Origin of the sequence: Streptomyces rectiverticillatus (assembly GCF_013394065.1) — a bacterium.
In the GTDB taxonomy this organism is placed as follows: Bacteria; Actinomycetota; Actinomycetes; order Streptomycetales; family Streptomycetaceae; genus Streptomyces; species Streptomyces rectiverticillatus.
Window position 1 is genome coordinate 2,885,292 of sequence record NZ_CP040752.1, and the last position, 22,657, is coordinate 2,907,948.

The following is a 22,657-nucleotide window of genomic DNA, read 5'->3' on the forward strand; positions in this document are numbered from 1 at the left end:
GCCTGAGGCTGAAAAATTGTTCGGCGGCGTCCTACTCTCCCACACGGTCCCCCATGCAGTACCATCGGCGCTGAAAGGCTTAGCTTCCGGGTTCGGAATGTAACCGGGCGTTTCCCTAACGCTATGACCACCGAAACACTATGAAGTTAACCAACCCGGCAATGACACAGGTCGTTACTTCAGAACCTACACAGTGGACGCGAGCAACTGAGGACAAGCCCTCGGCCTATTAGTACCAGTCAGCTCCAACCGTTACCGGTCTTCCACACCTGGCCTATCAACCCAGTCGTCTACTGGGAGCCTTACCCCATCAAGTGGGTGGGAGTCCTCATCTCGAAGCAGGCTTCCCGCTTAGATGCTTTCAGCGGTTATCCCTCCCGAACGTAGCCAACCAGCCATGCCCTTGGCAGGACAACTGGCACACCAGAGGTTCGTCCGTCCCGGTCCTCTCGTACTAGGGACAGCCCTTCTCAAGACTCCTACGCGCGCAGCGGATAGGGACCGAACTGTCTCACGACGTTCTAAACCCAGCTCGCGTACCGCTTTAATGGGCGAACAGCCCAACCCTTGGGACCGACTCCAGCCCCAGGATGCGACGAGCCGACATCGAGGTGCCAAACCATCCCGTCGATATGGACTCTTGGGGAAGATCAGCCTGTTATCCCCGGGGTACCTTTTATCCGTTGAGCGACGGCGCTTCCACAAGCCACCGCCGGATCACTAGTCCCGACTTTCGTCCCTGCTCGACCCGTCGGTCTCACAGTCAAGCTCCCTTGTGCACTTACACTCAACACCTGATTGCCAACCAGGCTGAGGGAACCTTTGGGCGCCTCCGTTACTCTTTAGGAGGCAACCGCCCCAGTTAAACTACCCACCAGACACTGTCCCTGATCCGGATCACGGACCGAGGTTAGACATCCAGCACGACCAGAGTGGTATTTCAACGACGACTCCACCATGGCTGGCGCCACGGCTTCACAGTCTCCCACCTATCCTACACAAGCCGAACCGAACACCAATATCAAGCTATAGTAAAGGTCCCGGGGTCTTTCCGTCCTGCTGCGCGAAACGAGCATCTTTACTCGTAGTGCAATTTCACCGGGCCTATGGTTGAGACAGTCGAGAAGTCGTTACGCCATTCGTGCAGGTCGGAACTTACCCGACAAGGAATTTCGCTACCTTAGGATGGTTATAGTTACCACCGCCGTTTACTGGCGCTTAAGTTCTCAGCTTCGCCCCACCGAAATGGAGCTAACCGGTCCCCTTAACGTTCCAGCACCGGGCAGGCGTCAGTCCGTATACATCGCCTTACGGCTTCGCACGGACCTGTGTTTTTAGTAAACAGTCGCTTCTCGCTGGTCTCTGCGGCCACCCCCAGCTCAGGAAGTAAATTCCATCACCGGAAATGGCCCCCCTTCTCCCGAAGTTACGGGGGCATTTTGCCGAGTTCCTTAACCATAGTTCACCCGAACGCCTCGGTATTCTCTACCTGACCACCTGAGTCGGTTTAGGGTACGGGCCGCCATGAAACTCGCTAGAGGCTTTTCTCGACAGCATAGGATCATCCACTTCACCACAATCGGCTCGGCATCAGGTCTCAGCCTTAACGTGTGACGGATTTGCCTACCACACGGCCTACACCCTTACCCCGGGACAACCACCGCCCGGGCTGGACTACCTTCCTGCGTCACCCCATCGCTTACCTACTACCACCTTGGGTCAGCGGCTCCACCACTCCCCTTTCCCCGAAGGGTCCAGGGCGGCTTCACGGCCTTAGCATTAATGGATTCGATATTGGGCGTTTCAAAGCGGGTACCGGAATATCAACCGGTTGTCCATCGACTACGCCTGTCGGCCTCGCCTTAGGTCCCGACTTACCCTGGGCAGATCAGCTTGACCCAGGAACCCTTAGTCAATCGGCGCACACGTTTCCCACGTGTGTATCGCTACTCATGCCTGCATTCTCACTCGTGAACCGTCCACAACTCGCTTCCGCGGCTGCTTCACCCGGCACACGACGCTCCCCTACCCATCCCAGCCCCCGTTAGAGGTATGTGCTGGAATGACACGACTTCGGCGGTACGCTTGAGCCCCGCTACATTGTCGGCGCGGAATCACTTGACCAGTGAGCTATTACGCACTCTTTCAAGGGTGGCTGCTTCTAAGCCAACCTCCTGGTTGTCTCTGCGACTCCACATCCTTTCCCACTTAGCGTACGCTTAGGGGCCTTAGTCGATGCTCTGGGCTGTTTCCCTCTCGACCATGGAGCTTATCCCCCACAGTCTCACTGCCGCGCTCTCACTTACCGGCATTCGGAGTTTGGCTAAGGTCAGTAACCCGGTAGGGCCCATCGCCTATCCAGTGCTCTACCTCCGGCAAGAAACACACGACGCTGCACCTAAATGCATTTCGGGGAGAACCAGCTATCACGGAGTTTGATTGGCCTTTCACCCCTAACCACAGGTCATCCCCCAGGTTTTCAACCCTGGTGGGTTCGGTCCTCCACGAAGTCTTACCTCCGCTTCAACCTGCCCATGGCTAGATCACTCCGCTTCGGGTCTTGGGCGCGCTACTCAATCGCCCTATTCGGACTCGCTTTCGCTACGGCTTCCCCACACGGGTTAACCTCGCAACACACCGCAAACTCGCAGGCTCATTCTTCAAAAGGCACGCAGTCACGACGCACCGAGCAAGCTCGATGCGCGACGCTCCCACGGCTTGTAGGCACACGGTTTCAGGTACTATTTCACTCCGCTCCCGCGGTACTTTTCACCATTCCCTCACGGTACTATCCGCTATCGGTCACCAGGGAATATTTAGGCTTAACGGGTGGTCCCGCCAGATTCACACGGGATTTCTCGGGCCCCGTGCTACTTGGGTGTCTCTTAAACGAGCCGTTGATGTTTCAGCTACGGGGGTCTTACCCTCTACGCCGGACCTTTCGCATGTCCTTCGCCTACACCAACGGTTTCTGACTCGTCTCACAGCCGGCAGACTATGAAAAAGAGATCCCACAACCCCGTATACGCAACCCCTGCCGGGTATCACACGCATACGGTTTGGCCTCATCCGGTTTCGCTCGCCACTACTCCCGGAATCACGGTTGTTTTCTCTTCCTGCGGGTACTGAGATGTTTCACTTCCCCGCGTTCCCTCCACACTGCCTATGTGTTCAGCAGCGGGTGACAGCCCATGACGACTGCCGGGTTTCCCCATTCGGACACCCCCGGATCAAAGCTTGGTTGACAGCTCCCCGGGGCCTATCGTGGCCTCCCACGTCCTTCATCGGTTCCTGGTGCCAAGGCATCCACCGTGCGCCCTTAAAAACTTGGCCACAGATGCTCGCGTCCACTGTGCAGTTCTCAAGCAACGACCAGCCACCCATCACCCCCAACCAAAACGGTCAGAGTGCACTGGGGCCGGCATCGCGAAGGTCGGACCGAAGTCCGTACCCTCAGATACCCAACAGCGTGCCCGGCCCAGCCCCTCAGGATTCACGTTCCACGCCGAAGCAGTACTAGTGATCCCTCACGACTGTGCCGAATAGTCAACGTTCCACCCATGAGCAACCGTGCGAGTCATTCGCTCGCAGTCGGCCATATGCTCCTTAGAAAGGAGGTGATCCAGCCGCACCTTCCGGTACGGCTACCTTGTTACGACTTCGTCCCAATCGCCAGTCCCACCTTCGACGGCTCCCTCCACAAGGGTTGGGCCACCGGCTTCGGGTGTTACCGACTTTCGTGACGTGACGGGCGGTGTGTACAAGGCCCGGGAACGTATTCACCGCAGCAATGCTGATCTGCGATTACTAGCAACTCCAACTTCATGGGGTCGAGTTGCAGACCCCAATCCGAACTGAGACCGGCTTTTTGAGATTCGCTCCACCTCGCGGTATCGCAGCTCATTGTACCGGCCATTGTAGCACGTGTGCAGCCCAAGACATAAGGGGCATGATGACTTGACGTCGTCCCCACCTTCCTCCGAGTTGACCCCGGCAGTCTCCTGTGAGTCCCCATCACCCCGAAGGGCATGCTGGCAACACAGGACAAGGGTTGCGCTCGTTGCGGGACTTAACCCAACATCTCACGACACGAGCTGACGACAGCCATGCACCACCTGTACACCGACCACAAGGGGGCACCTATCTCTAGGTGTTTCCGGTGTATGTCAAGCCTTGGTAAGGTTCTTCGCGTTGCGTCGAATTAAGCCACATGCTCCGCTGCTTGTGCGGGCCCCCGTCAATTCCTTTGAGTTTTAGCCTTGCGGCCGTACTCCCCAGGCGGGGAACTTAATGCGTTAGCTGCGGCACGGACGACGTGGAATGTCGCCCACACCTAGTTCCCAACGTTTACGGCGTGGACTACCAGGGTATCTAATCCTGTTCGCTCCCCACGCTTTCGCTCCTCAGCGTCAGTATCGGCCCAGAGATCCGCCTTCGCCACCGGTGTTCCTCCTGATATCTGCGCATTTCACCGCTACACCAGGAATTCCGATCTCCCCTACCGAACTCTAGCCTGCCCGTATCGAATGCAGACCCGGGGTTAAGCCCCGGGCTTTCACATCCGACGTGACAAGCCGCCTACGAGCTCTTTACGCCCAATAATTCCGGACAACGCTTGCGCCCTACGTATTACCGCGGCTGCTGGCACGTAGTTAGCCGGCGCTTCTTCTGCAGGTACCGTCACTTTCGCTTCTTCCCTGCTGAAAGAGGTTTACAACCCGAAGGCCGTCATCCCTCACGCGGCGTCGCTGCATCAGGCTTTCGCCCATTGTGCAATATTCCCCACTGCTGCCTCCCGTAGGAGTCTGGGCCGTGTCTCAGTCCCAGTGTGGCCGGTCGCCCTCTCAGGCCGGCTACCCGTCGTCGCCTTGGTAGGCCATTACCCCACCAACAAGCTGATAGGCCGCGGGCTCATCCTGCACCGCCGGAGCTTTCCACCACCAACCATGCGGTCAGCGGTCGTATCCGGTATTAGACCCCGTTTCCAGGGCTTGTCCCAGAGTGCAGGGCAGATTGCCCACGTGTTACTCACCCGTTCGCCACTAATCCACCCCGAAGGGCTTCATCGTTCGACTTGCATGTGTTAAGCACGCCGCCAGCGTTCGTCCTGAGCCAGGATCAAACTCTCCGTGAATGTTTACCCGTAATCGGGTGCACACACACGAGAGCGGAACGACCAGGAGGAATAATCCCGGTCGTTCACAGCGTCCTCGCTGTGTTGCCTGCGCAATCCCGAAGGACCGGCAGGACTTTCAAAGGAACCGCGTCCCGGTCAAAACTGACCGAGGACGGGGTATTTTATAGTCTGGCGTTGACTTTTGGCACGCTGTTGAGTTCTCAAGGAACGGACGCTTCCTTTGTACTCACCCTCTCGGGCTTTCCTCCGGGCGCTTCCCTTCGTTGTTTCCAACCTTACCAGATCCGTTTTCCGGCCCGTTTCCGGTCCGAATTCCGTTTCCGGCCCCCTGTTGGAGCGGGGTTTCGCCTTTCAGCTTTCGCTTTCCGGCGGTGATCCCGACTTTATCAGATGCTTTCCGGCCGAAGCTAATCGGCTTTTCGCTTCCGATAAGGGATCAAGGTGCTCCGGGTGAACCTCGTTCACCGCCAGAGCTCTGTAGAGACTAACCGTTCCGTTGGAACCTGTCCAGTTCCCCCGGCAACCGTTCGAATCTACCTCCCCACTCGCCCTGTGTCAACAGGTCTTGTGGGGCGAAGAGGACACTACCAGGCTGACCAGCCCCTCTGCACATCAGGCGAAGGACGAAGGCGGGCTCTCCAGGTCCTCCAGCTCGATGCCGGGTGCCGACAGGACGACGTCGCCGGCGAGGTTCACCGTGTGCTGCTCACCCGTCTCCAGGTCGGTGACCTGGTACGCGTCCACTTGGAGCGGGCCGTCGTCAGTGGCGTGTGCCGTCCTGCCGACCAGGGCCCACGACTGGTCGAGCGTCCGCGGGGCGAGGACAGGAGAGGTGAAACCGACGAGCCGGATGCGCGTCGCGCCCGCGCCGGGGGCCAGCCGCAGGGCCCGGGACAGGGCGACATAGAAGGCAGGGGATGCGCCGGTGAACGCCCGGGCCTCTGCGACGTTGCCTTCCGTGGCGTGCTCCCCGGTCGGGTCGGTGCGGACCCAGGTCACTCCGTCGAGGGCCGCGCCACGCACCTGCCAGCTTCCGGCGTGGAGCTGCACGCGGATCGGACGGCCCAGGGCGTCGAGGGTGAGGTCGACGGAGCCGGCGTGGTCGCCGGCGGGGGTGGTGATCTGCGAGACGTAGCGCCAGCCGGAGGGGCCGGTGGCGCAGTGGAAGTGCTCTTCACCCAGGGGGGTGTGGTCGTGCGGGTCGTGGAGCGAGTAGCGGCCGCGGGGCATGGTGGGGTCCTCGACAGAACAGGGACAGGCCCCTGCCTTCCCGGCAGGGGCCTGCTACCGATTGCTTTTGGTACTGCTGGTGCTGCTGGTGCTGCCGGCTAGTACTGCTGGTACTGCCGGCGCAGCGTCGGTGTCAGTAGCGGTAGTGGTCCGGCTTGTACGGACCCTCGACCGGGACACCAATGTAGGACGCCTGCTCCGGACGGAGCTCGGTCAGCTTCACACCCAGCGCGTCCAGGTGCAGCCGCGCGACCTTCTCGTCCAGCAGCTTCGGCAGGACGTAGACGTCCGTGGGGTACGACTCCGGCTTCGTGAACAGCTCGATCTGCGCCAGCGTCTGGTCCGCGAAGGAGTTCGACATCACGAAGGAGGGGTGACCGGTCGCGTTGCCCAGGTTCAGCAGACGGCCCTCGGACAGCACGATCAGGACCTTGCCGTCCTCGAACGTCCACGTGTGGACCTGCGGCTTCACCTCGTCCTTCACGACCCCCGGGATCTTCGCCAGACCCGCCATGTCGATCTCGTTGTCGAAGTGGCCGATGTTCCCCACGATGGCCTGGTGCTTCATCCGGGCCATGTCCGAGGCCATGATGATGTCCTTGTTACCCGTCGTGGTCACGAAAATATCCGCGCTCTCCACGACCTCCTCCAGGGTCGTCACCTGGTAGCCGTCCATCGCCGCCTGCAGCGCATTGATCGGGTCGATCTCCGTGACGATGACCCGGGCGCCCTGCCCGCGCAGCGACTCCGCACAGCCCTTGCCCACATCGCCGTAACCGCACACCACCGCGACCTTGCCACCGATCAGCACATCCGTGGCCCGGTTGATACCGTCGATCAGCGAATGACGGCACCCGTACTTGTTGTCGAACTTCGACTTCGTCACCGCGTCATTCACATTGATCGCGGGGAACAGCAGCGTGCCGTCCCGCTGCATCTCATACAGACGGTGCACACCCGTCGTCGTCTCCTCCGTGACACCACGGATCTCCGACGCCAGCTGGGTCCACTTCCGGGGGTTCTCCCCCAGCGTGCGGTTCAGCAGGGTGAGGATCTGGGCGAACTCCTCGCTGTCCGCCGTCGACGGGTCCGGGGCGCTGCCCGCCTTCTCGAACTCGACGCCCTTGTGAACGAGGAGGGTGGCGTCACCGCCGTCGTCCAGGATCATGTTGGGGCCGCCGGTGGTGGTGTTCGGCCAGGTCAGGGCCTGCTCCGTGCACCACCAGTACTCCTCCAGCGTCTCGCCCTTCCAGGCGAACACCGGAATGCCCTGCGGGTTCTCCGGGGTGCCGTTCGGGCCGACCGCGATGGCGGCGGCCGCATGGTCCTGCGTCGAGAAGATATTGCAGGACGCCCAGCGCACCTGCGCACCCAGCGCCACAAGCGTCTCGATCAAAACGGCCGTCTGCACCGTCATGTGCAACGAACCGGTGATACGCGCACCCGCCAGCGGCTGCGCCTCGGCGTACTCCTTACGGATCGCCATCAGACCGGGCATCTCATGCTCGGCCAACGTGATCTCCTTACGGCCGAAAGCCGCAAGCGAAAGATCCGCGACCTTGAAGTCCTGGCCGGGGGAAGTGGTGGTCATACGGGCTGCTCCTCTGTGAAGGGCGAGCGAGGGTGGACACGGCCGTGCATGCGGTCGTGCTGCCTGAGCAGCTGGACACACTGGACGCACCGGTGCCCCGACCGCAGCGCAGTCCGTCGGAGGCCCTCTCTCCCTCGGCCGGCCCGTCGCGCGGGCCGCCCGACCGCCATCAGCAGCGACGTCTGGCTCGTCCACGAATCTACACCGGGGGGCCCGCCGAACCCCACCCCCACTGGCGCCCTATCCGCCGGAACGTCATATTCCGGAAAGCCTGCGCGCGCTGACACCGGAACGGCCTCGTTTCCTGTGCAGGTCAGGTGTTGCAGGATGCGGAGAGCGCGAGGGCGCGGCACGCCCCGCGGGCGATCCGTTGTGAGGAGATCCACGTGACCAGTCCGGCCGATCCGCCCGAGCGTGACACGGCGCCAGAGGGACGCAGGCTGCTCGCCGTGACCGCCTGCCCGACCGGGATCGCGCACACGTACATGGCGGCGGAGAAGCTGGCCCAGGCCGCGCAGGAGCTCGGCTACGGGATGAAGGTGGAGACGCAGGGGTCGATCGGGGCCGAGAACGTCCTCTCCGACGCCGAGATCAGGGAGGCCGACGGCATCATCGTCGCCGCCGACAAGGACGTCGATCTGAGTCGCTTCACGGGGAAGCGGGTGCTGTCCGTCGGGGTCGCCGAGGGCATCCGTCATCCGGAGCGGCTGATCCGGGACGTGCTGAGCGCGCCGGTCCACCCGGGGGACGGCGCGGGGGCGGGGACCGGGGCCGGCGACGGGGCGTTCGCGGGGGCGGGCGGTGGCGGGAGGGAGCGCGGCACCGTCTACAAGGCACTGATGAACGGCGTCTCGTACATGATCCCGTTCGTGGTCGTCGGCGGTCTGCTGATCTCCGCCTCACTCGCCCTGGGCGGGCGGACCACCCCTCAGGGGATCGTCTTCGACAGCTCGTTCTGGCAGACGGTCAACGACATCGGTGTCATCGGCTTCGCGCTGATGATCCCGGTGCTCTCCGGCTACATCGCCTATGCCGTCGGGGACCGGCCCGCTCTCGTGCCGGGCATGGTCGGGGGCTGGATCGCGAGCCACGGGGAGCTGTACGACAGCAAGGCGGGGTCGGGGTTCATCGGGGCGATCGCCACCGGGTTCCTGGCCGGCTACCTGGTGGTGTGGATCAAGAAGGTCAGGGTGCCGGCGTTCGTCCGGCCGATCATGCCGGTCATCGTGATCCCGATCGTGGCCACGACGTCGCTCGGCCTGTTCTTCGTCTACGTCATCGGCCGGCCGATCGCGTGGGTCTTCGAGCACCTCACGAGCTGGCTCGGTGGGCTCACCGGGACGAGTGCGGCTCTGCTCGGCGTCGTGCTCGGCCTGATGATCGCCTTCGACATGGGCGGGCCCGTCAACAAGACGGCGTTCCTCTTCGGTGCGGGGCTGGTCTCGAAGAACCCCGAGATCATGGGCATGTGTGCCGCAGCCATTCCGGTGCCGCCGCTCGGGCAGGGGCTCGCGACGCTGCTGCGGCGGGGGTTGTTCAGCAAGCAGGAGCAGGAGACCGGCCTGGCGGCGCTGTTCATGGGGTTCTTCGGCATCACCGAAGGGGCGATCCCCTTCGCCGCGGCCCGGCCCGCGCGGGTCATTCCGGCGAACATGTGCGGCGGTGCGGTGGCGGGTGCCGTCGCGGGGCTCGCGGCGGTGGCGGACAACGTGCCGCACGGCGGGCCGGTCGTGGCGGTGCTCGGGGCGGTGGACGGGGTGCCGATGTTCTTCGTCGCGATCGCCGTCGGCACGGTGGTGACGGCGTTGACGACGGTCACCTTGATGGCCGTGGGCGGGCGGCCGGCTCCCGCCGGGGGAACGGTTTCCCCGGCTCCCCCGGCCCCCGCCGTGGAGGCGCCTGCCGCCACCGGCCTGCCGTCGGGCGAGCCCGATGGTTCCGCGCTCTCCGGCTACCTCACCGTACGGACCGTGCGGCCGCGGCTCGCCGCCCACGGGAAGGAGGCGGCGATCCGGGAGATGGCCGGGCTGCTGGCCGGGAGCGGGCACGTGGACGACGTGGACGGCCTGGTCGCGGCGGCGCTCGCGCGGGAGGAGATGGGGACGACGGGGCTCGGGGAGGAGATTGCGATCCCGCATGCGAAGACGGATGCGGTGTCGGCCCCGGTAGTCGGGTTCGCGCGCTCGGAGGGCATCGAGTGGGGGTCGATGGACGGGACGAAGGCCCGGCTGGTCTTCATGATCGCGGTGCCGAGCGCCGCCGCGGGCGACGAGCATCTGCGGATCCTGGCGATGCTGTCGCGGAAACTGATGGAACCGGCCTTCCGGGAGCGGTTGCTCTCGGCGGAGGCGGATGCGGGGGCCCTGGTGGGCATCTTGCGGGAGGTTCGGTAGCGGTGCCGGGTCCGGCGGTGCCAGGGCACCGCCGGGAGTCGTCGCCCGGCGGTGCCGGCTGCGGCTGGGCGCCGCGGCGGCGGGATTTTTCAGTGGCGGGGCGGACCCCCCGGAGTCGCTGCCGGGTCGGCGCCGGCCGCTGCCGCTTCCTCGCGGTAGACGTCCGGCTCCAGGTAGATGACCCGGGCGATCGGGACCGCCTCGCGGATCCTCGCCTCCGCCGCGTCGATCGCACGGGCGATCTCCACGGCGGTGTCCTCGTGCCGCACCGCGATCTTGGCCGCGACGAGGAGTTCCTCGGGGCCCAGGTGGAGGGTGCGCATGTGGATGACGCGGGTGACGGTCTCGCCGTCGACGGCCGCGGCGCGGATCTTCGTGAGCTGCTCCGGTCCGGCGGCCTCGCCGAGCAGCAGGGACTTCGTCTCCGAGGCGAGGACGAGGGCGATCAGCACGAGCAGGGCGCCGATGCACAGGGTGCCGATGCCGTCCCAGACTCCGTCGCCCGTGATGATGGAGAGGCAGACGCCGCCGAGGGCGAGGACGAGGCCGACGAGGGCGCCGAGGTCCTCGAGGAGGACGACGGGCAGTTCGGGGGCCTTGGCGGTGCGGATGAACTGGCCCCAGGACTGCTTGCCGCGCAGCTCGTTGGACTCCTTGATCGCCGTGCGGAAGGAGAAGCTCTCCGCGATGATCGCGAAGACGAGGACGCCGACGGGCCAGTACCAGTGCTCCAGCTCGTGCGGTTCCTTGATCTTCTCGTAGCCCTCGTAGAGCGCGAAGACGCCACCGATGGTGAACAGGACGATCGAGACGAGGAAGCCGTAGATGTAGCGCTCGCGGCCGTACCCGAAGGGGTGTTCCTCGCTGGCCGCGCGCTTGGCCTTCTTGCCGCCGAGGAGGAGCAGTGCCTGGTTGCCGGAGTCGGCGACCGAGTGCACTCCTTCGGCGAGCATCGACGACGAGCCGCTGAACGCGAACGCGACGAACTTCGCCACGGCGATGGCCAGGTTGGCGCCGAGCGCGGCGACGATGGCCTTGGTTCCGCCTGATGCACTCATATATGCGGGTTATCCCTTCCGCCCTGATCCACCCCTGGACCGCCGGGCTTTGCGGTTCCTTTACGGCGGGCCATTGTTGCAGCAGCCGGGCGGAAGGGGCGTCAGACGGCGACCGTGGCGCGGAAGACCCTGGCGTCGTCACCGGCGAGCACCACGCTCTCGGCCGCCCGTACGAACGCGGATTCGCCCTGGCGGAGCCGCAGCTCCTGCCCGTCGTCCGCCGTGCGCAGGACGGCGGTGCCCGAGGTGCACAGGAGGATCTGGGGCGTTCCGGCGGGCAGCGTGGTCGTGGCGCCGGGGGCGAGGTCGAAGCGGGAGAGGCGGAACTCCTCGACGGGGGTGGCGTAGACCTCCTCGCCGCCGGCGTCGGCCTCGGGGCGCAGGACGGCGGCGGCGGTGCTCTCGAAGCGGACGACGCGCAGCAGTTCGGGGACGTCGACGTGCTTGGGCGTCAGCCCGCAGCGCAGCACGTTGTCCGAGTTGGCCATGATTTCGACGCCGAGGCCGTCGAGGTAGGCGTGCGGGACGCCGGCGCCCAGGTAGAGGGCTTCGCCGGGCTGGAGGCGCACGTGGTTGAGGAGCATGGCGGCGATGACGCCGGGGTCGCCGGGGTAGTGCCGGGCGAGGGAGACGTAGGCGGTGCAGGCGTCCCGGTACGGCCCTTCCTGCGCGGAGAGCCGCTCGGCCGCGGCGGCCGCCTCGGTGACGGTGCGGGCCATCTCTCCGGGGTCCGCGGTGAGGACGGCGGTGAGCACCTCGCGCAGGGCGTCCGCCTCGGGCCGGGCGTGCAGGAGGTCGGCGTACGGCTTGAGGGAGTCGACGTCGAGCGCGGCGAGGAGGGCGGCCGTCTCGCCGGGTGCGCGGAAGCCGCACAGCCCCTCGAAGGGGGTGAGGGCGCAGAGGAGTTCGGGCTTGTGGTCGGTGTCCTTGTAGTTGCGGTGGGGGGCGTCGAGGGGGACACCCCGGGCCTCCTCCGCGGCGTGGCCGGCCGCGGCCCGGGCGAGGTCGGGGTGGACCTGGAGGGAGAGCGGGGACCCGGCGGCGAGGACCTTGAACAGGAACGGCAGCCGGGGCCCGAAGCGGCGGACGGCCCGCGCACCGAGCTCACCCTCGGGGTCGGCGGCGATGACGTCGGAGAGGGGGCGCAGGTCCTCTCCGCTGCCGCCCCGGTCGACGCGGGACGGGGCGCCGGGGTGGGCGCCCATCCACAGTTCGGCCTGCGGCTCGCCGGTGGGGGCGGTGCCCAGCAGCGCGGGGATCGCGGTGGTGGAGCCCCAGGCGTAGGGGCGCACGGTGTTGACGAGGCGGTCCATGCGGGCGATTCCTGACTGTGTGCGTACGGCGTTTCTACGGGTCTACGGGGTCGAGGCGAGGGCCAGGTAGACGGCGGCGAAATCCGTGATGGCCAGCAGTTCAGCGGCGGTCTGCAGGGGAGTGTCGGCGTCGGTGGGCTCCAGCTCGCTGACGGGTGTCTCGCGCTGCAGGGCGAGTTCGCGGGCGGCGGGGGCGGGCGAGGTGACGTCGGGCTCCCGTTCGCGGAGCAGGACGACGCGGGCGTGCAGGGCCTCGGGCTCCTCGACGCGGTCGCGGAAGAAGTCCTCGGGATCCGCACCGGCGGCGAAGGCCCCCGCGAGGAGGGTGCCGTGGGCGGTCAGGGCCTCGGGCAGTTCGGCGGCGAGGGCCGGGCGCCCGGCGAGGGCGGCGAGGACCGTCGCGAAGTGCCGGCCCGCCGCGCCGGCGAGCTCGCCCTCCGTCCAGATGAGGGGGAGGGTGTCGGCCAGCTCGGCCGCCAGGGTCTTGGCGGGGTTGCTGTAGGTGGCGATGGCCGGGCCGCAGCGCTCGGCGACCTGGTCCAGGCGGTCGGCGAGCGCCTCGACTTCGGAGGGGTCGCCGGCGAGCAGCCCTATGCGGTCGGCGAGCACGAGCAGGGGGGTGAGCAGGGACCACAGGAGACCGGGGCCCGGGGGCAGCGCGGGGCGCTCTCCCGCCGGTGCCTCCTCGCCGGGGAGAGCGCCCGCATCGCCGCCCGTACGCGCCTCGTCCGGCGAGGTGGTCAGCGGGATCGCGAGGCCGTGGGCCTGCGCGGTGGCGTCGGCGAGGGGCGAACCGGCCGGGCTGACGCAGACCACGGAGCAGCCGCGGCGGTAGGCCTGTTCGAGGAGGATGGCGAGGCCGGGCTCCGTGCCGTCCGGGCTGGCGACGAGCAGCAGGTCGAGCGGGCCGGTCCAGCCGGGGAGGGTCCAGCGCAGGGCGCCGGGCGCGGGGGCGACGCCGGTGGGACGGATCAGGGTGACGGGGGCGCTGCCGCCGGCGAGGGCGGTGAGCAGGTCGGCGGTGCAGCCGGCCGCGGGGCCCGGCCCTGCGATCAGGACGGCGCGGGGGCGGCCGTCGGGGCGGAGGCCCGTGACGCCAGCCTCCGCGGCGTTGCGGGCGGCCGTACGGACCCGGGCGCCGGATTCTGCGGCGCCGCGCAGAAGGCCGTGGATGTCGGCGCGGGACAGGGCGTCGGGATCATCGAGGAGTGACTCGTCGAACACCGTGGATCAGCCTCCGGTCGCCGTCGTGTACGCCGTACGGGTGTCCGGCCGGGCCTACGGTGCGGTGGGCCGCCGGGCGGGGTCGGGCGGGGCGCTCCGGCGTCAGGCCGGGCGCCGGGCCTCGTCCACGAGCAGGACGGGGATGTCGTCCCGGACGGGGTAGGCCAGGCCGCAGCCCGTGCCCTCGCACACCAGCTCGGGGGACTCCTCGGAGGCGGACTCGTCGCGGAGGGGCGCGTGGCACGCCGGGCAGGCGAGGATCTCCAGGAGACCGGCTTCGAGCGGCATGAGGGGGTTCCCTTCGGATGTACGTCTCTGTCCGGCCAGGGTACCTTCGCGCTCCGCCGGGGGAAGCGCGGCATGCGGGTTCGCTACGGCGCTGTGCCGTGCGGGGTTCGCCGGTGCGGCCGGGGCCGGCACCGCCGGGACGGTCGAGTTCGCGTACTCGCCGTCACGGCGGATTCAGGGCCGGGGGCCGGGGCCGCGCCGCGCCCTACGCCCGGACGATCGCCAGGACCTCGTCCCGGACGCGGGACACCGTCTCCGCGTCGCGGGCCTCGACGTTCAGGCGCAGGAGGGGCTCGGTGTTGGAGGCGCGGAGGTTGAACCACCAGTCGGAGGCCGCCACGGTGAGGCCGTCGAGCTCGTCGAACTCCACGCCCGGCACGTTCTCGTACGCGGCGCGGACGGCCGCCGTGCGCCCGGCCTGGTCGGCGACGGTGCTGTTGATCTCGCCGGAGCCCGCGTAGCGGTCGTACTCGGCGACGAGCTCCGAGAGCGGGCCGCTCTGGCCGCCGAGGGCGGCGAGGACGTGCATGGCGGCGAGCATGCCCGTGTCGGCGTTCCAGAAGTCGCGGAAGTAGTAGTGCGCGGAGTGCTCGCCGCCGAAGATGGCGCCGGTGCGGGCCATCTCCTCCTTGATGAAGGAGTGCCCCACGCGGGTGCGCACGGGCTTGCCGCCGCACTCCTTGACGACCTCGGGCACCGACCACGAGGTGATCAGGTTGTGGATGACGGTGCCGCCGGGGTGCTTGGCGAGCTCGCGCGCCGCGACCAGGGCGGTGATCGCGGAGGGGGAGACGGGGTCGCCGTTGCCGTCGACGACGAAGCAGCGGTCGGCGTCGCCGTCGAAGGCCAGGCCGATGTCGGCGCCGACCTCGCGCACGCGCTGCTGCAGGTCGACGATGTTCTTCGGGTCGAGGGGGTTGGCCTCGTGGTGGGGGAAGGTGCCGTCGAGCTCGAAGTACATCGCGTCGAGCTCCAGGGGCAGGCCCTCGAAGACGGTGGGCACGGTGTGCCCGCCCATGCCGTTGCCGGCGTCGACGACGACCTTCAGCTCGCGGATGCCGCTGAGGTCGACCAGGGAGCGCAGGTGGGCGGCGTAGTCCGCGAGGACGTCCTGCCGGGTGAGGGTGCCGGAGGTCTGCGCGGGCTCGGGGGCGCCGTTCTCGAGCCAGCCCTCGACCAGGGAGCGGATCTCGGCGAGGCCGGTGTCCTGCCCGACGGGGGCCGCGCCGGCCCGGCACATCTTGATGCCGTTGTACTGCGCGGGGTTGTGGCTGGCGGTGAACATCGCGCCCGGCAGGCCGAGGTGGCCGCTCGCGAAGTACAGCTGGTCGGTGGAGCACAGGCCGGTCTCGGTCACGTCCACGCCGTGGGCGGCGGCGCCGCGGGCGAAGGCCCGCGAGAGGCCGGGCGACGAGGGCCGCATGTCGTGCCCGACGACGACCGCGGCCGCGCCCGTCACTTGGGCGAAGGCGGCGCCGAAGAGCTCCGCCAGTGCTTCGTCCCACTGATCCGGGACCACACCGCGTACGTCGTATGCCTTCACGATCTGCGACAGATCAGCCACAGCCAACGCCTTCCTGGGTCCGGTACGGGGGGACAAACCTACCGGGACGGACTGACGATCCCGACGCGGGCTGCTCGAACCCCGGTCGAAGGGCAGGCCGTGACGCCGTCAGTTGTCGGGCGAGCGGAGGACCCTGAGGTGGCCTCGGCGGGCGACCTCCATGGGATCGGCGTCGCGCCCGCCGGGGCCGGCGGTGCCGGGCGGCGGGCCCGGCTGGACGGCGCGCTCCTGCGGACGGGCCGCTTCGCGCACGGCGTTGGCGAGTGCTTCGAGGTCGTCGCCGCTGGGGCGGGCGGGGCCGCTGTCCAGGGCGAGGCGGACGACATCCCAGCCGCGCGGAGCGGTCAGCCGCTCGGAGTGCTCGGCGCACAGGTCGTAGCAGTGGGGTTCGGCGTAGGTGGCGAGCGGTCCGAGGACGGCGGTCGAATCGGCATAGACGTACGTCAGCGTCGCGACGGCCGGGCGGCCGCACGCGGTGCGCGAACAGCGACGTACAGGGCTCACGACGTTGGACGGTACCGCACTCTTGAGCGGGCCGCGACGACTCACCCCCGGCTCACCCCTCCGTGTCGTCCTGGTTCGTCCCGTGGACGCCTGCTTCTCCCCACCGCGCTGACCTGCGCGGAGGGCTGTGAACAGGGTCTCACCAGGCCGCGGACCGGCCACCGGCGACCCCGCTCCGGACCCTCCCGAACAGACCGGACGGTCCGGCACCTGACCATAATTGATCACAGGCCTGGCCGGAATGTTCATCAGGCGACATTCCCGGGATACGCGACAGCCGCGTACGACGGGGCGGCCGACGGATACCCTCAAGAGTGATGGACAACCGCGTACCTCCCCCTGCCACCACCGGGGGTCCCCCGAGCCACGCCGGGCCGCGCCCGCGCCACCGCGACCGACATGGCCGCGGCATGCGCGGGCCGATCGCACCGCCCCAAGTGCCGCTGTCGGTCAGCCGCGGCGAGGCGTTCGTCGACATGGTGCACGACTCCGCCGAGCGGCTGGAGCGCCGCTGGCCGCAGCTCGCCTCCGTCGACTTCGTGGTCCGCGAGGTGCCGGTCACCAGGAGTGACGCGGCAGGCGTCATGAGTGACCCCGACGGTCTGGACGCCTTCGACTTCGACGGCGAATCCGTCCCCCTCGGCCGCTACGTGGCCGCCCGCGGCGACTCCCCCGACCGGATCGTGATCTACCGCCGCCCGGTGGAGATCCGCACCAAGAACCGCGACGAGCGCGCCCTGCTGGTGCACGAGGTCGTCGTCGAGCAGGTCGCCGAACTCCTCGGGCTCGCCCCGGAGTCGGTCGACCCCCGCTACGGCCAGGACTGACCGGGCCGGCCGGGCCGACCGGCGGGTCGGCGGCCGAACGCCGGTTCAGCGGTTGAGCATCGACAGGTCCTGCCCCGCCTCCGGCACGGCCACCGACGAACGGTCGTCCGGCAGCGGCTGGATCGTGAACATGGGCACGCCGTCCTTGGGCAGCGCCAGCATCCGCGAGGCGTGCACCGGCCCGCCCGAGACCTTCTCCACCGTCACCGCGAACGACCCCTTGGCGCCCGCCGGCTGCGGCGGCTCCACGGTCAGCGTGGTGCCCGGCTTCACCGTGTACGTCTTGACCGCCGGCTCGCCGCCCTCGCTGCCCGCGGACGAGGTGACCTTCACCTGCGCCGCCTCCTTGCCGGGCGCGACCAGGGCGAGCGTGCTGCCCTTGGGACGGTTGTCCGCCACCGTGGCCCGCCCGCCGAGCCGCGCCACGGCGGGGACGAACGCCGTCTCCTGCTTGTCGTCCTTGCCGCGCGTGACGCGCAGCGCGGCGACGACCGGTGCGCTCCTGCCGTCCGCCGTGAGCAGCAGCGAGCCCGCCTCGCCCTTGGCGACGTCACCGAGGTCGACGGCCGCGGTCATGCCGCTGCGGACGTGCAGCGTCTCGTGGCCGGCGGGGGTGATCGCACCGTTCGGCCCGGCGAAGCGCAGCTTGAGGTCGGCGTCGTCCGAGCCGGGGGCGAAGACGACGAGCCGCACGGACGTCGCGTCGCCCGGGATGCCCGGCAGGACGGCGTCGGCGGCCGGCTCGGCGGATGCCGGGATCCAGTCGCCGCCCTTCTTGTCGTCAGCCGACTGCAGCCCCGCGCCGACGCGGCCCGAGCGGGCCGCCACATGCACCGTGAGGTCCTCCTCGGGCGTCTCGGCGAGGGAGGACAGGAGCACCGGGACGGTGGAGCGCGGAGGGACCGTGACGCCCTCCCCCGCCCCGGCCTTGACCCGGCCGTCCTTGCCGTAGAGCTCCAGGTCGACGACGGCCGCCGTGCTGTCGGGGTTGGTCAGGTGGACGTAGTCCTGGCGGCCCTTGACGGTGCTCGCGCCGGGGAACCAGAACGAGGTGTCCGGCGCCGTGCAGGTCAGCCCGTGCAGGCCGCGCCCGCTGCCCGCGGCGACGACGGTGGTCTGCTGCACGGTCCAGCCCGGGGCGAGGTTCCCGTCGGCGCTGCCGATGAGGGCGGGGGCGTCGGAGCGGCCGGTGGTCGCGGTGGCGGGCTTGCCGGGCTCCTTCAGGGACAGCACCGAAGTGCCCGCGGGCGCGGGGCCCTTGCCGTCCTTCCCTTCCTTGCCGCCCTTGGCATCCTTCGCGCCCTTTTCATCCTTCTTGGCGCTGTCATCCTTCTTTGCACCGTCTGCCGACAGCAGTTCGGCCGCGCCCTTCTTCGCACCCTTCGCCGCGCCGGCCGGGGTGAAGGCGGTGTAGGCCGTCTCCCCCACGTCCGAGGAAGTCGGGGCCGGGCAGAGGGTCATGGAGCGCTGGACGGGCAGCCGGGCGGGCGCCTTCGCGGCCGTACGAGCCGCGCTGCCGGTGCCTTCGGTGCTCTCTGTGCCGGACGGCGCGGTGAGGACGGCCGCGCCGCCCAGGGCCGCAAGGGCTGCGGTGGCGGCGAACAGGGACAGGGTGGTGCGCTTCACTGCTGCTCGCTCCCGTCGCGGTGGTGCCGGTCACCGCCGCCGTACGTCGTGTCGTGTGCCCCGCCGTAGGTGTACGGGTCGTACTGCCCGGGCTCCGCCGGGTAGTGGCCCTGGCCCTGGTCCTGATACGGGGTCTGCTGCTGCGCGCCGCCGTAGGAGGCGTCGTACGTGCCGTCGTAGCTTCCCTGGTAGTGCTGTCCGGTGTACGGGTCGTAGGCCGTCTCCTGCACCCCCTGCCCGTACTGCTGCCCGTACTGCTGTTCCTGCGGCTGTTCCTGCGGCACTGCGGCGTACGGATCCGCCACTTGCTGTTGTCCGTACGGATCGGCGTAAACGTCGGCGTACGGAGCCGCGTACGGATCGGCGTAGGAGTCGGCGACGGGCTCGGCGGGCGGTGCTTCCGGTGCCGGAGCGGCGTCCGTCCGGCCGGCCTCCGCCGCGGCCCGCAGCCTGCGCGCTCGGCGGCCCTCTCCGGCGGCGGCCTGGGCCGGCACGGAGGCGGGCTCGGACACGGCCGCAGGTGCGCTCCCCGCTTCCGGAAGGTCGTCGTCGACCTGGCGCCTGCGCCCGGGCAGGGCGAGCACCACGAGGACGGCCGCGAGGAGGCCCTGGACCCACAGCCAGGCGGTGTGCGCGGCGGGCGCCTTGTAGGTCAGTACGAGCTTGCCGCCGCTCGTGGGCAGGGCGAAGCCCTGGGCCCAGCCGTCGACGGTGGTGCTCTTGAGGGCGCGTCCGTCGAGGGTGGCCTGCCAGCCGGGGGCCGCCTTGTCGGCGATGCGCAGGACCCGGCCCGCCGGGCCGGCGGGGAGCGTGGCACGGGCCTCCACGGGCCCTGCGGCGACCGGGACGGGCGCGGGCCGCTGCCCGCTCTGTCCGCCACCCTGTGCGCCTCCCTGTGCGCCTCCTTGCGGCTCTCCGGCGACGACGGTGATACGTGCGACCTCGCGGTCGACCCGCCACAGCGAGGCGTCGTCCTGGCGGCTGAGGCGGGTCAGGCCCGGGGTGGTGTCCAGGACGCGGCCCATGGCCGCGGGGGCGCTGTTGCGGACGAGGACGTAGCCGACGGCGTAGCCGCCGAGGAGGTCCGCCTGGTCGGCTCCGGAGCCCGCGACGAGACCGGCGACGACGGAGTCGAGCTTCGGGTCCGCCCCGGCGGCCGCGGCGGCCTCTGCGTCACCGAGCCGGGCGCCGGAGCCCCGGACGAGGGCGTAGGCGACCCGGCCGTCGCGGCCGTCGAGGACCAGGGTGCGGGCCCGGTCGCGGGTGGCCGCCTCCTCCGCCACGAAAGCCGGCACCTGCGCGGGATCGCGCCGCTTCAGCGGGCCGTCGGCGCCGCCGACGGCCCAGCCCACGGCTGCGACCAGCGGGGCGGCGCCCGCGGCGAGGGCGATGAGCGCGGCCACGGGCTGCCGCCAGCCGAAGCTGAGGGCCGCCACGCGCGCCCGCGCGCCTTCCGCGCCGACGACCGCGGCGGCGATGAGCGCGAGCCCGTAGACGAGGGTGGCCGGCCCGGCCCAGGCGGAGCGGGCGGAGAGCACGGCGACGGCGAGGGCCGCCAGGGCGGCCACCCAGGCGCCGCGGACGGCGAGCTGCCGGTCGGCGCGCAGCAGGGCGGCGAGCGCGGCCAGGACGACGCCTGCCAGCAGCAGTCCGCCGACGGCCTTCGAGCCTCCGGGGTCCGCGGTGAGCAGGTGGAGCGGGGAGGAGCCGCCTGTGACGGCCGGGTCGAGCCCGGCTTCGGTCAGGAAGCGGCCGGGGTGCGCGAACAGGCCCAGGGACCAGGGCGCCAGCACCGTGACGGGGGTGAGGACGACGGCCAGGAAGCGTGGGGCGTGGAGCACCAGCCGTGCGCGCCCGCCCTGGGCGCCGTGCAGGCCCAGGGCGCCCAGGCCCAGGACGACGGCGAGCGGCCACAGCACCGGGGTGAAGGCGGTGGTGACGGTGAGCAGGAGGGCGTACGCCCAGGACGCGCGCCATGTGGGGCGGGCGCCCGGGACGCGCAGGCCGGTGGCCGCGACGGCGGTGCGCGCCATGAGCGGCAGCAGGATCGCCAGGACGGCGGTGCCGAGCCGGCCGGCGGCAAGGGCGCCGGTGGCGGCGGGCAGGAAGGCGTAGGCGACGGCGGCCCAGGCCCGCAGGGGGCGGGAGGAGACCAGCGGCCGGGAGGCGAAGTAGGCGGTGAGGCCGGCCAGGGGCACCGAGCAGACCAGCAGCAGGGTGAGGGTGAAGCCGGTGGAGCCGAGGAAGAGCGTCGAGAGGGTGGCGAGGACCGCCAGGTAGGGGGGCGCGCCGCCGGCGCTGCCGACGCCGACCGGGTGCCAGCCGTCGGTGTACTGCGCCCACAGGGCGGAGGCTCCGTCGGGCGCGGGCAGCAGGGCGCCGCCGGCCAGGCTGCCGCCGCCGAAGAACTGGCGGCAGGCGACGACGGAGACGATCAGCAGGAGGCCGAACAGGACCGGTGCGGGCTTGCGGACGAGGCGCTTGAGGCGGGCGAACTGCTCGATCTCCAGGAAGTCGGCGTCCTCCCCGGTCGGCCCGGATTCGACGGCGCCGTGGCGCCCGCCGGAGGAGGGCGCATCGTCCCAGCGGCCGCCGAAGTTGCTCGCCAGCTGTTCGGCGGCGGCCCGGAGGGTCGCGCCGGGTGGCGGGAAGAGGGGTCTCAGGTCGGCCGGTGCGACGGCGGGTGCGCCGCGCTTGGCCCGGGCGGCGCGGATGCGGCCGGGGCGCAGGAGGACGCCGAAGAGGCCGGTGAGTTCGTCGAGGGCCTGCGCGGGGGCCTTGCCCAGGAGGTAGCCGAGGGCGTGCAGGAGGGTGCCGAGGACGAGCCGCAGCACGACGTAGGCCAGGAGCGGGCCGCGGGTGTTGGCGAGCAGCGTGTGGACGGCGCCGGCCTTGTCGACGCGGTGCGGGTTGACGGCGCGGCGGCCGGCGCAGTCGACCGGGCGGCGCTCGCGGGCGGCGGCCTCGGCGTGCCGGACGACGGCGTCGGGGGCGACGAGGACGCGGTGTCCGGCGGCGTGGGCGCGCCAGCACAGGTCGACGTCGTCGCGCATGAGGGGCAGCCGGGGGTCGAAGCCGCCGAGCTCTTCGAAGACGTCGCGGCGCACGAGCATGCCGGCGCTGGACACCGACAGCACGGTGCGTACCTGGTCGTGCTGGCCCTGGTCCTGTTCGCGGCGGTCGAGGCCGGTCCAGCGGCGGCCGCTGCGGGCGATGGAGACGCCGGTCTCCAGCAGCTGGCGGCGGTCGTACCAGCCGCGCAGCTTGGGGCCGAGGACGGCAGCTTCGGGCTCGGACTCGGCGACGCGCAGGAGCTCGTGGAGGGCGCCGGGTTCGGGGGCGCAGTCGTCGTGCAGGAGCCAGATCCACTGGACGGGTTCGAGGTCGGTGTCGCCGCCGTGGCGGCGGCCGTCGCCGGGCTGGTCGTAGGCGTCCTCGCGCCAGGTGCGGCTGACGGGGTCCCAGCCGCTGGAGCGCTTGAGGTAGGGCAGCTCCTCGGGGTCCGGTGCGGGGACGGCGCGCAGGGCCTCGTCGACGGCGGTGCCGAAGCCGGCGCGGCGGGCGAGGTGCAGGACGCGGTCCGGGCCGAGGGCGTCGGCGAGCAGCCGGGCGGAGTCGTCGGCGCTGCCGGTGTCGGCGCCGACGGCGGCCTGTACGGGGCGCTCCTGGCCGAGGAGGCCTTCGACGGCGTCGGGGAGCCAGCGGGCGCCGTCGTGGCTGACGATCACGGCGGTGACGACGTGGCGCGGGAAGGCCGGTGCGACGGCCGGGTCGAACGCGGGCAGGCGGCTGGGGGCGGCGGACGCGGCCGCCGTCTTCGAGTGCGCCGCATTGCTGTGCACGGACATCGGGGTACGGGCCCTCCGGCCGGGGTCCGGGGCGGGCCCCGGATGGGTGCTGTG

General features: G+C 69.5%; 12 protein-coding genes and 3 rRNA genes. 2 read left to right on the forward strand and 13 right to left on the reverse strand.

Annotation, left to right across the window (positions count from 1 at the left end; all coding sequences use genetic code 11):
- Window positions 1–18: 18 nt before the first annotated feature.
- The 5 genes from rrf to ahcY all read right to left on the reverse strand — a co-directional run bounded on the left by rrf (window position 19) and on the right by ahcY (window position 7,958).
- Window positions 19–135 (reverse strand): 5S ribosomal RNA (gene rrf, locus FGW37_RS12395).
- Window positions 136–209: 74 nt separating this feature from the next.
- Window positions 210–3,333: ribosomal RNA gene (locus FGW37_RS12400) — 23S ribosomal RNA — on the reverse strand.
- Window positions 3,334–3,610: 277 nt separating this feature from the next.
- Window positions 3,611–5,134, reverse strand: a 16S ribosomal RNA gene (locus FGW37_RS12405).
- The 16S, 23S and 5S rRNA genes sit together here, the layout of an rRNA operon.
- A gap of 615 nt (window positions 5,135–5,749) precedes the next feature.
- Window positions 5,750–6,367 (reverse strand): hypothetical protein, encoded by a 618-nt coding sequence (locus tag FGW37_RS12410; RefSeq protein ID WP_179081120.1) that lies wholly within the window; start codon window positions 6,365–6,367, stop codon window positions 5,750–5,752.
- Between the two features lie 133 nt (window positions 6,368–6,500).
- Window positions 6,501–7,958, reverse strand: a complete 1,458-nt coding sequence (ahcY, locus tag FGW37_RS12415; protein WP_179081121.1) for an adenosylhomocysteinase — start codon at window positions 7,956–7,958, stop codon at window positions 6,501–6,503.
- 386 nt (window positions 7,959–8,344) lie between these two features.
- On the opposite strand from ahcY, the gene FGW37_RS12420 reads away from it, so the two are divergent.
- Entirely contained in the window at window positions 8,345–10,351 is a 2,007-nt protein-coding gene (locus FGW37_RS12420) for a fructose-specific PTS transporter subunit EIIC (protein WP_179081122.1), read from the forward strand.
- An 89-nt stretch (window positions 10,352–10,440) separates the two neighbouring features.
- Here FGW37_RS12420 and FGW37_RS12425 read toward each other — a convergent pair whose 3' ends face one another.
- The 6 genes from FGW37_RS12425 to FGW37_RS12450 form a co-directional block, all read right to left on the reverse strand.
- Window positions 10,441–11,409 (reverse strand): cation diffusion facilitator family transporter, encoded by a 969-nt coding sequence (locus FGW37_RS12425; protein ID WP_179081123.1) that lies wholly within the window; start codon window positions 11,407–11,409, stop codon window positions 10,441–10,443.
- 101 nt (window positions 11,410–11,510) lie between these two features.
- Complete coding sequence (gene manA / locus FGW37_RS12430; RefSeq protein ID WP_179081124.1) at window positions 11,511–12,722, reverse strand: mannose-6-phosphate isomerase, class I; 1,212 nt, start codon at window positions 12,720–12,722, stop codon at window positions 11,511–11,513.
- 42 nt (window positions 12,723–12,764) lie between these two features.
- Window positions 12,765–13,946 carry an SIS domain-containing protein gene (locus FGW37_RS12435; RefSeq protein WP_179081125.1) on the reverse strand — a complete coding sequence of 394 codons (1,182 nt, stop codon included), beginning with the start codon at window positions 13,944–13,946 and terminating at the stop codon, window positions 12,765–12,767.
- A 102-nt stretch (window positions 13,947–14,048) separates the two neighbouring features.
- The gene (locus tag FGW37_RS12440; RefSeq protein ID WP_058046560.1) at window positions 14,049–14,234 is read right to left on the reverse strand and encodes a Trm112 family protein; all 186 of its coding nucleotides are present in this window, start codon (window positions 14,232–14,234) and stop codon (window positions 14,049–14,051) included.
- 205 nt (window positions 14,235–14,439) lie between these two features.
- A complete protein-coding gene (locus FGW37_RS12445) occupies window positions 14,440–15,798 on the reverse strand; it encodes a phosphomannomutase/phosphoglucomutase (protein WP_179081126.1) in 1,359 nt (452 codons plus the stop codon).
- Between the two features lie 108 nt (window positions 15,799–15,906).
- On the reverse strand, window positions 15,907–16,347 hold the full coding sequence (locus FGW37_RS12450; RefSeq protein WP_179081127.1) for a DUF3499 domain-containing protein: 441 nt from the start codon (window positions 16,345–16,347) through the stop codon (window positions 15,907–15,909).
- Window positions 16,348–16,712: 365 nt separating this feature from the next.
- Here FGW37_RS12450 and FGW37_RS12455 point away from each other — a divergent pair, with 365 nt between their 5' ends.
- On the forward strand, window positions 16,713–17,129 hold the full coding sequence (locus FGW37_RS12455; protein ID WP_425506521.1) for a metallopeptidase family protein: 417 nt from the start codon (window positions 16,713–16,715) through the stop codon (window positions 17,127–17,129).
- Window positions 17,130–17,174: 45 nt separating this feature from the next.
- Here the strand turns inward: FGW37_RS12455 and FGW37_RS12460 are convergent, their stop codons facing one another.
- On the reverse strand, window positions 17,175–18,755 hold the full coding sequence (locus tag FGW37_RS12460; protein ID WP_179081129.1) for a DUF5719 family protein: 1,581 nt from the start codon (window positions 18,753–18,755) through the stop codon (window positions 17,175–17,177).
- The gene (locus FGW37_RS12465; protein ID WP_179081130.1) at window positions 18,752–22,603 is read right to left on the reverse strand and encodes a glycosyltransferase; all 3,852 of its coding nucleotides are present in this window, start codon (window positions 22,601–22,603) and stop codon (window positions 18,752–18,754) included. The genes FGW37_RS12460 and FGW37_RS12465 overlap by 4 nt, the downstream gene beginning before the upstream one ends.
- Window positions 22,604–22,657 lie beyond the last annotated feature (54 nt).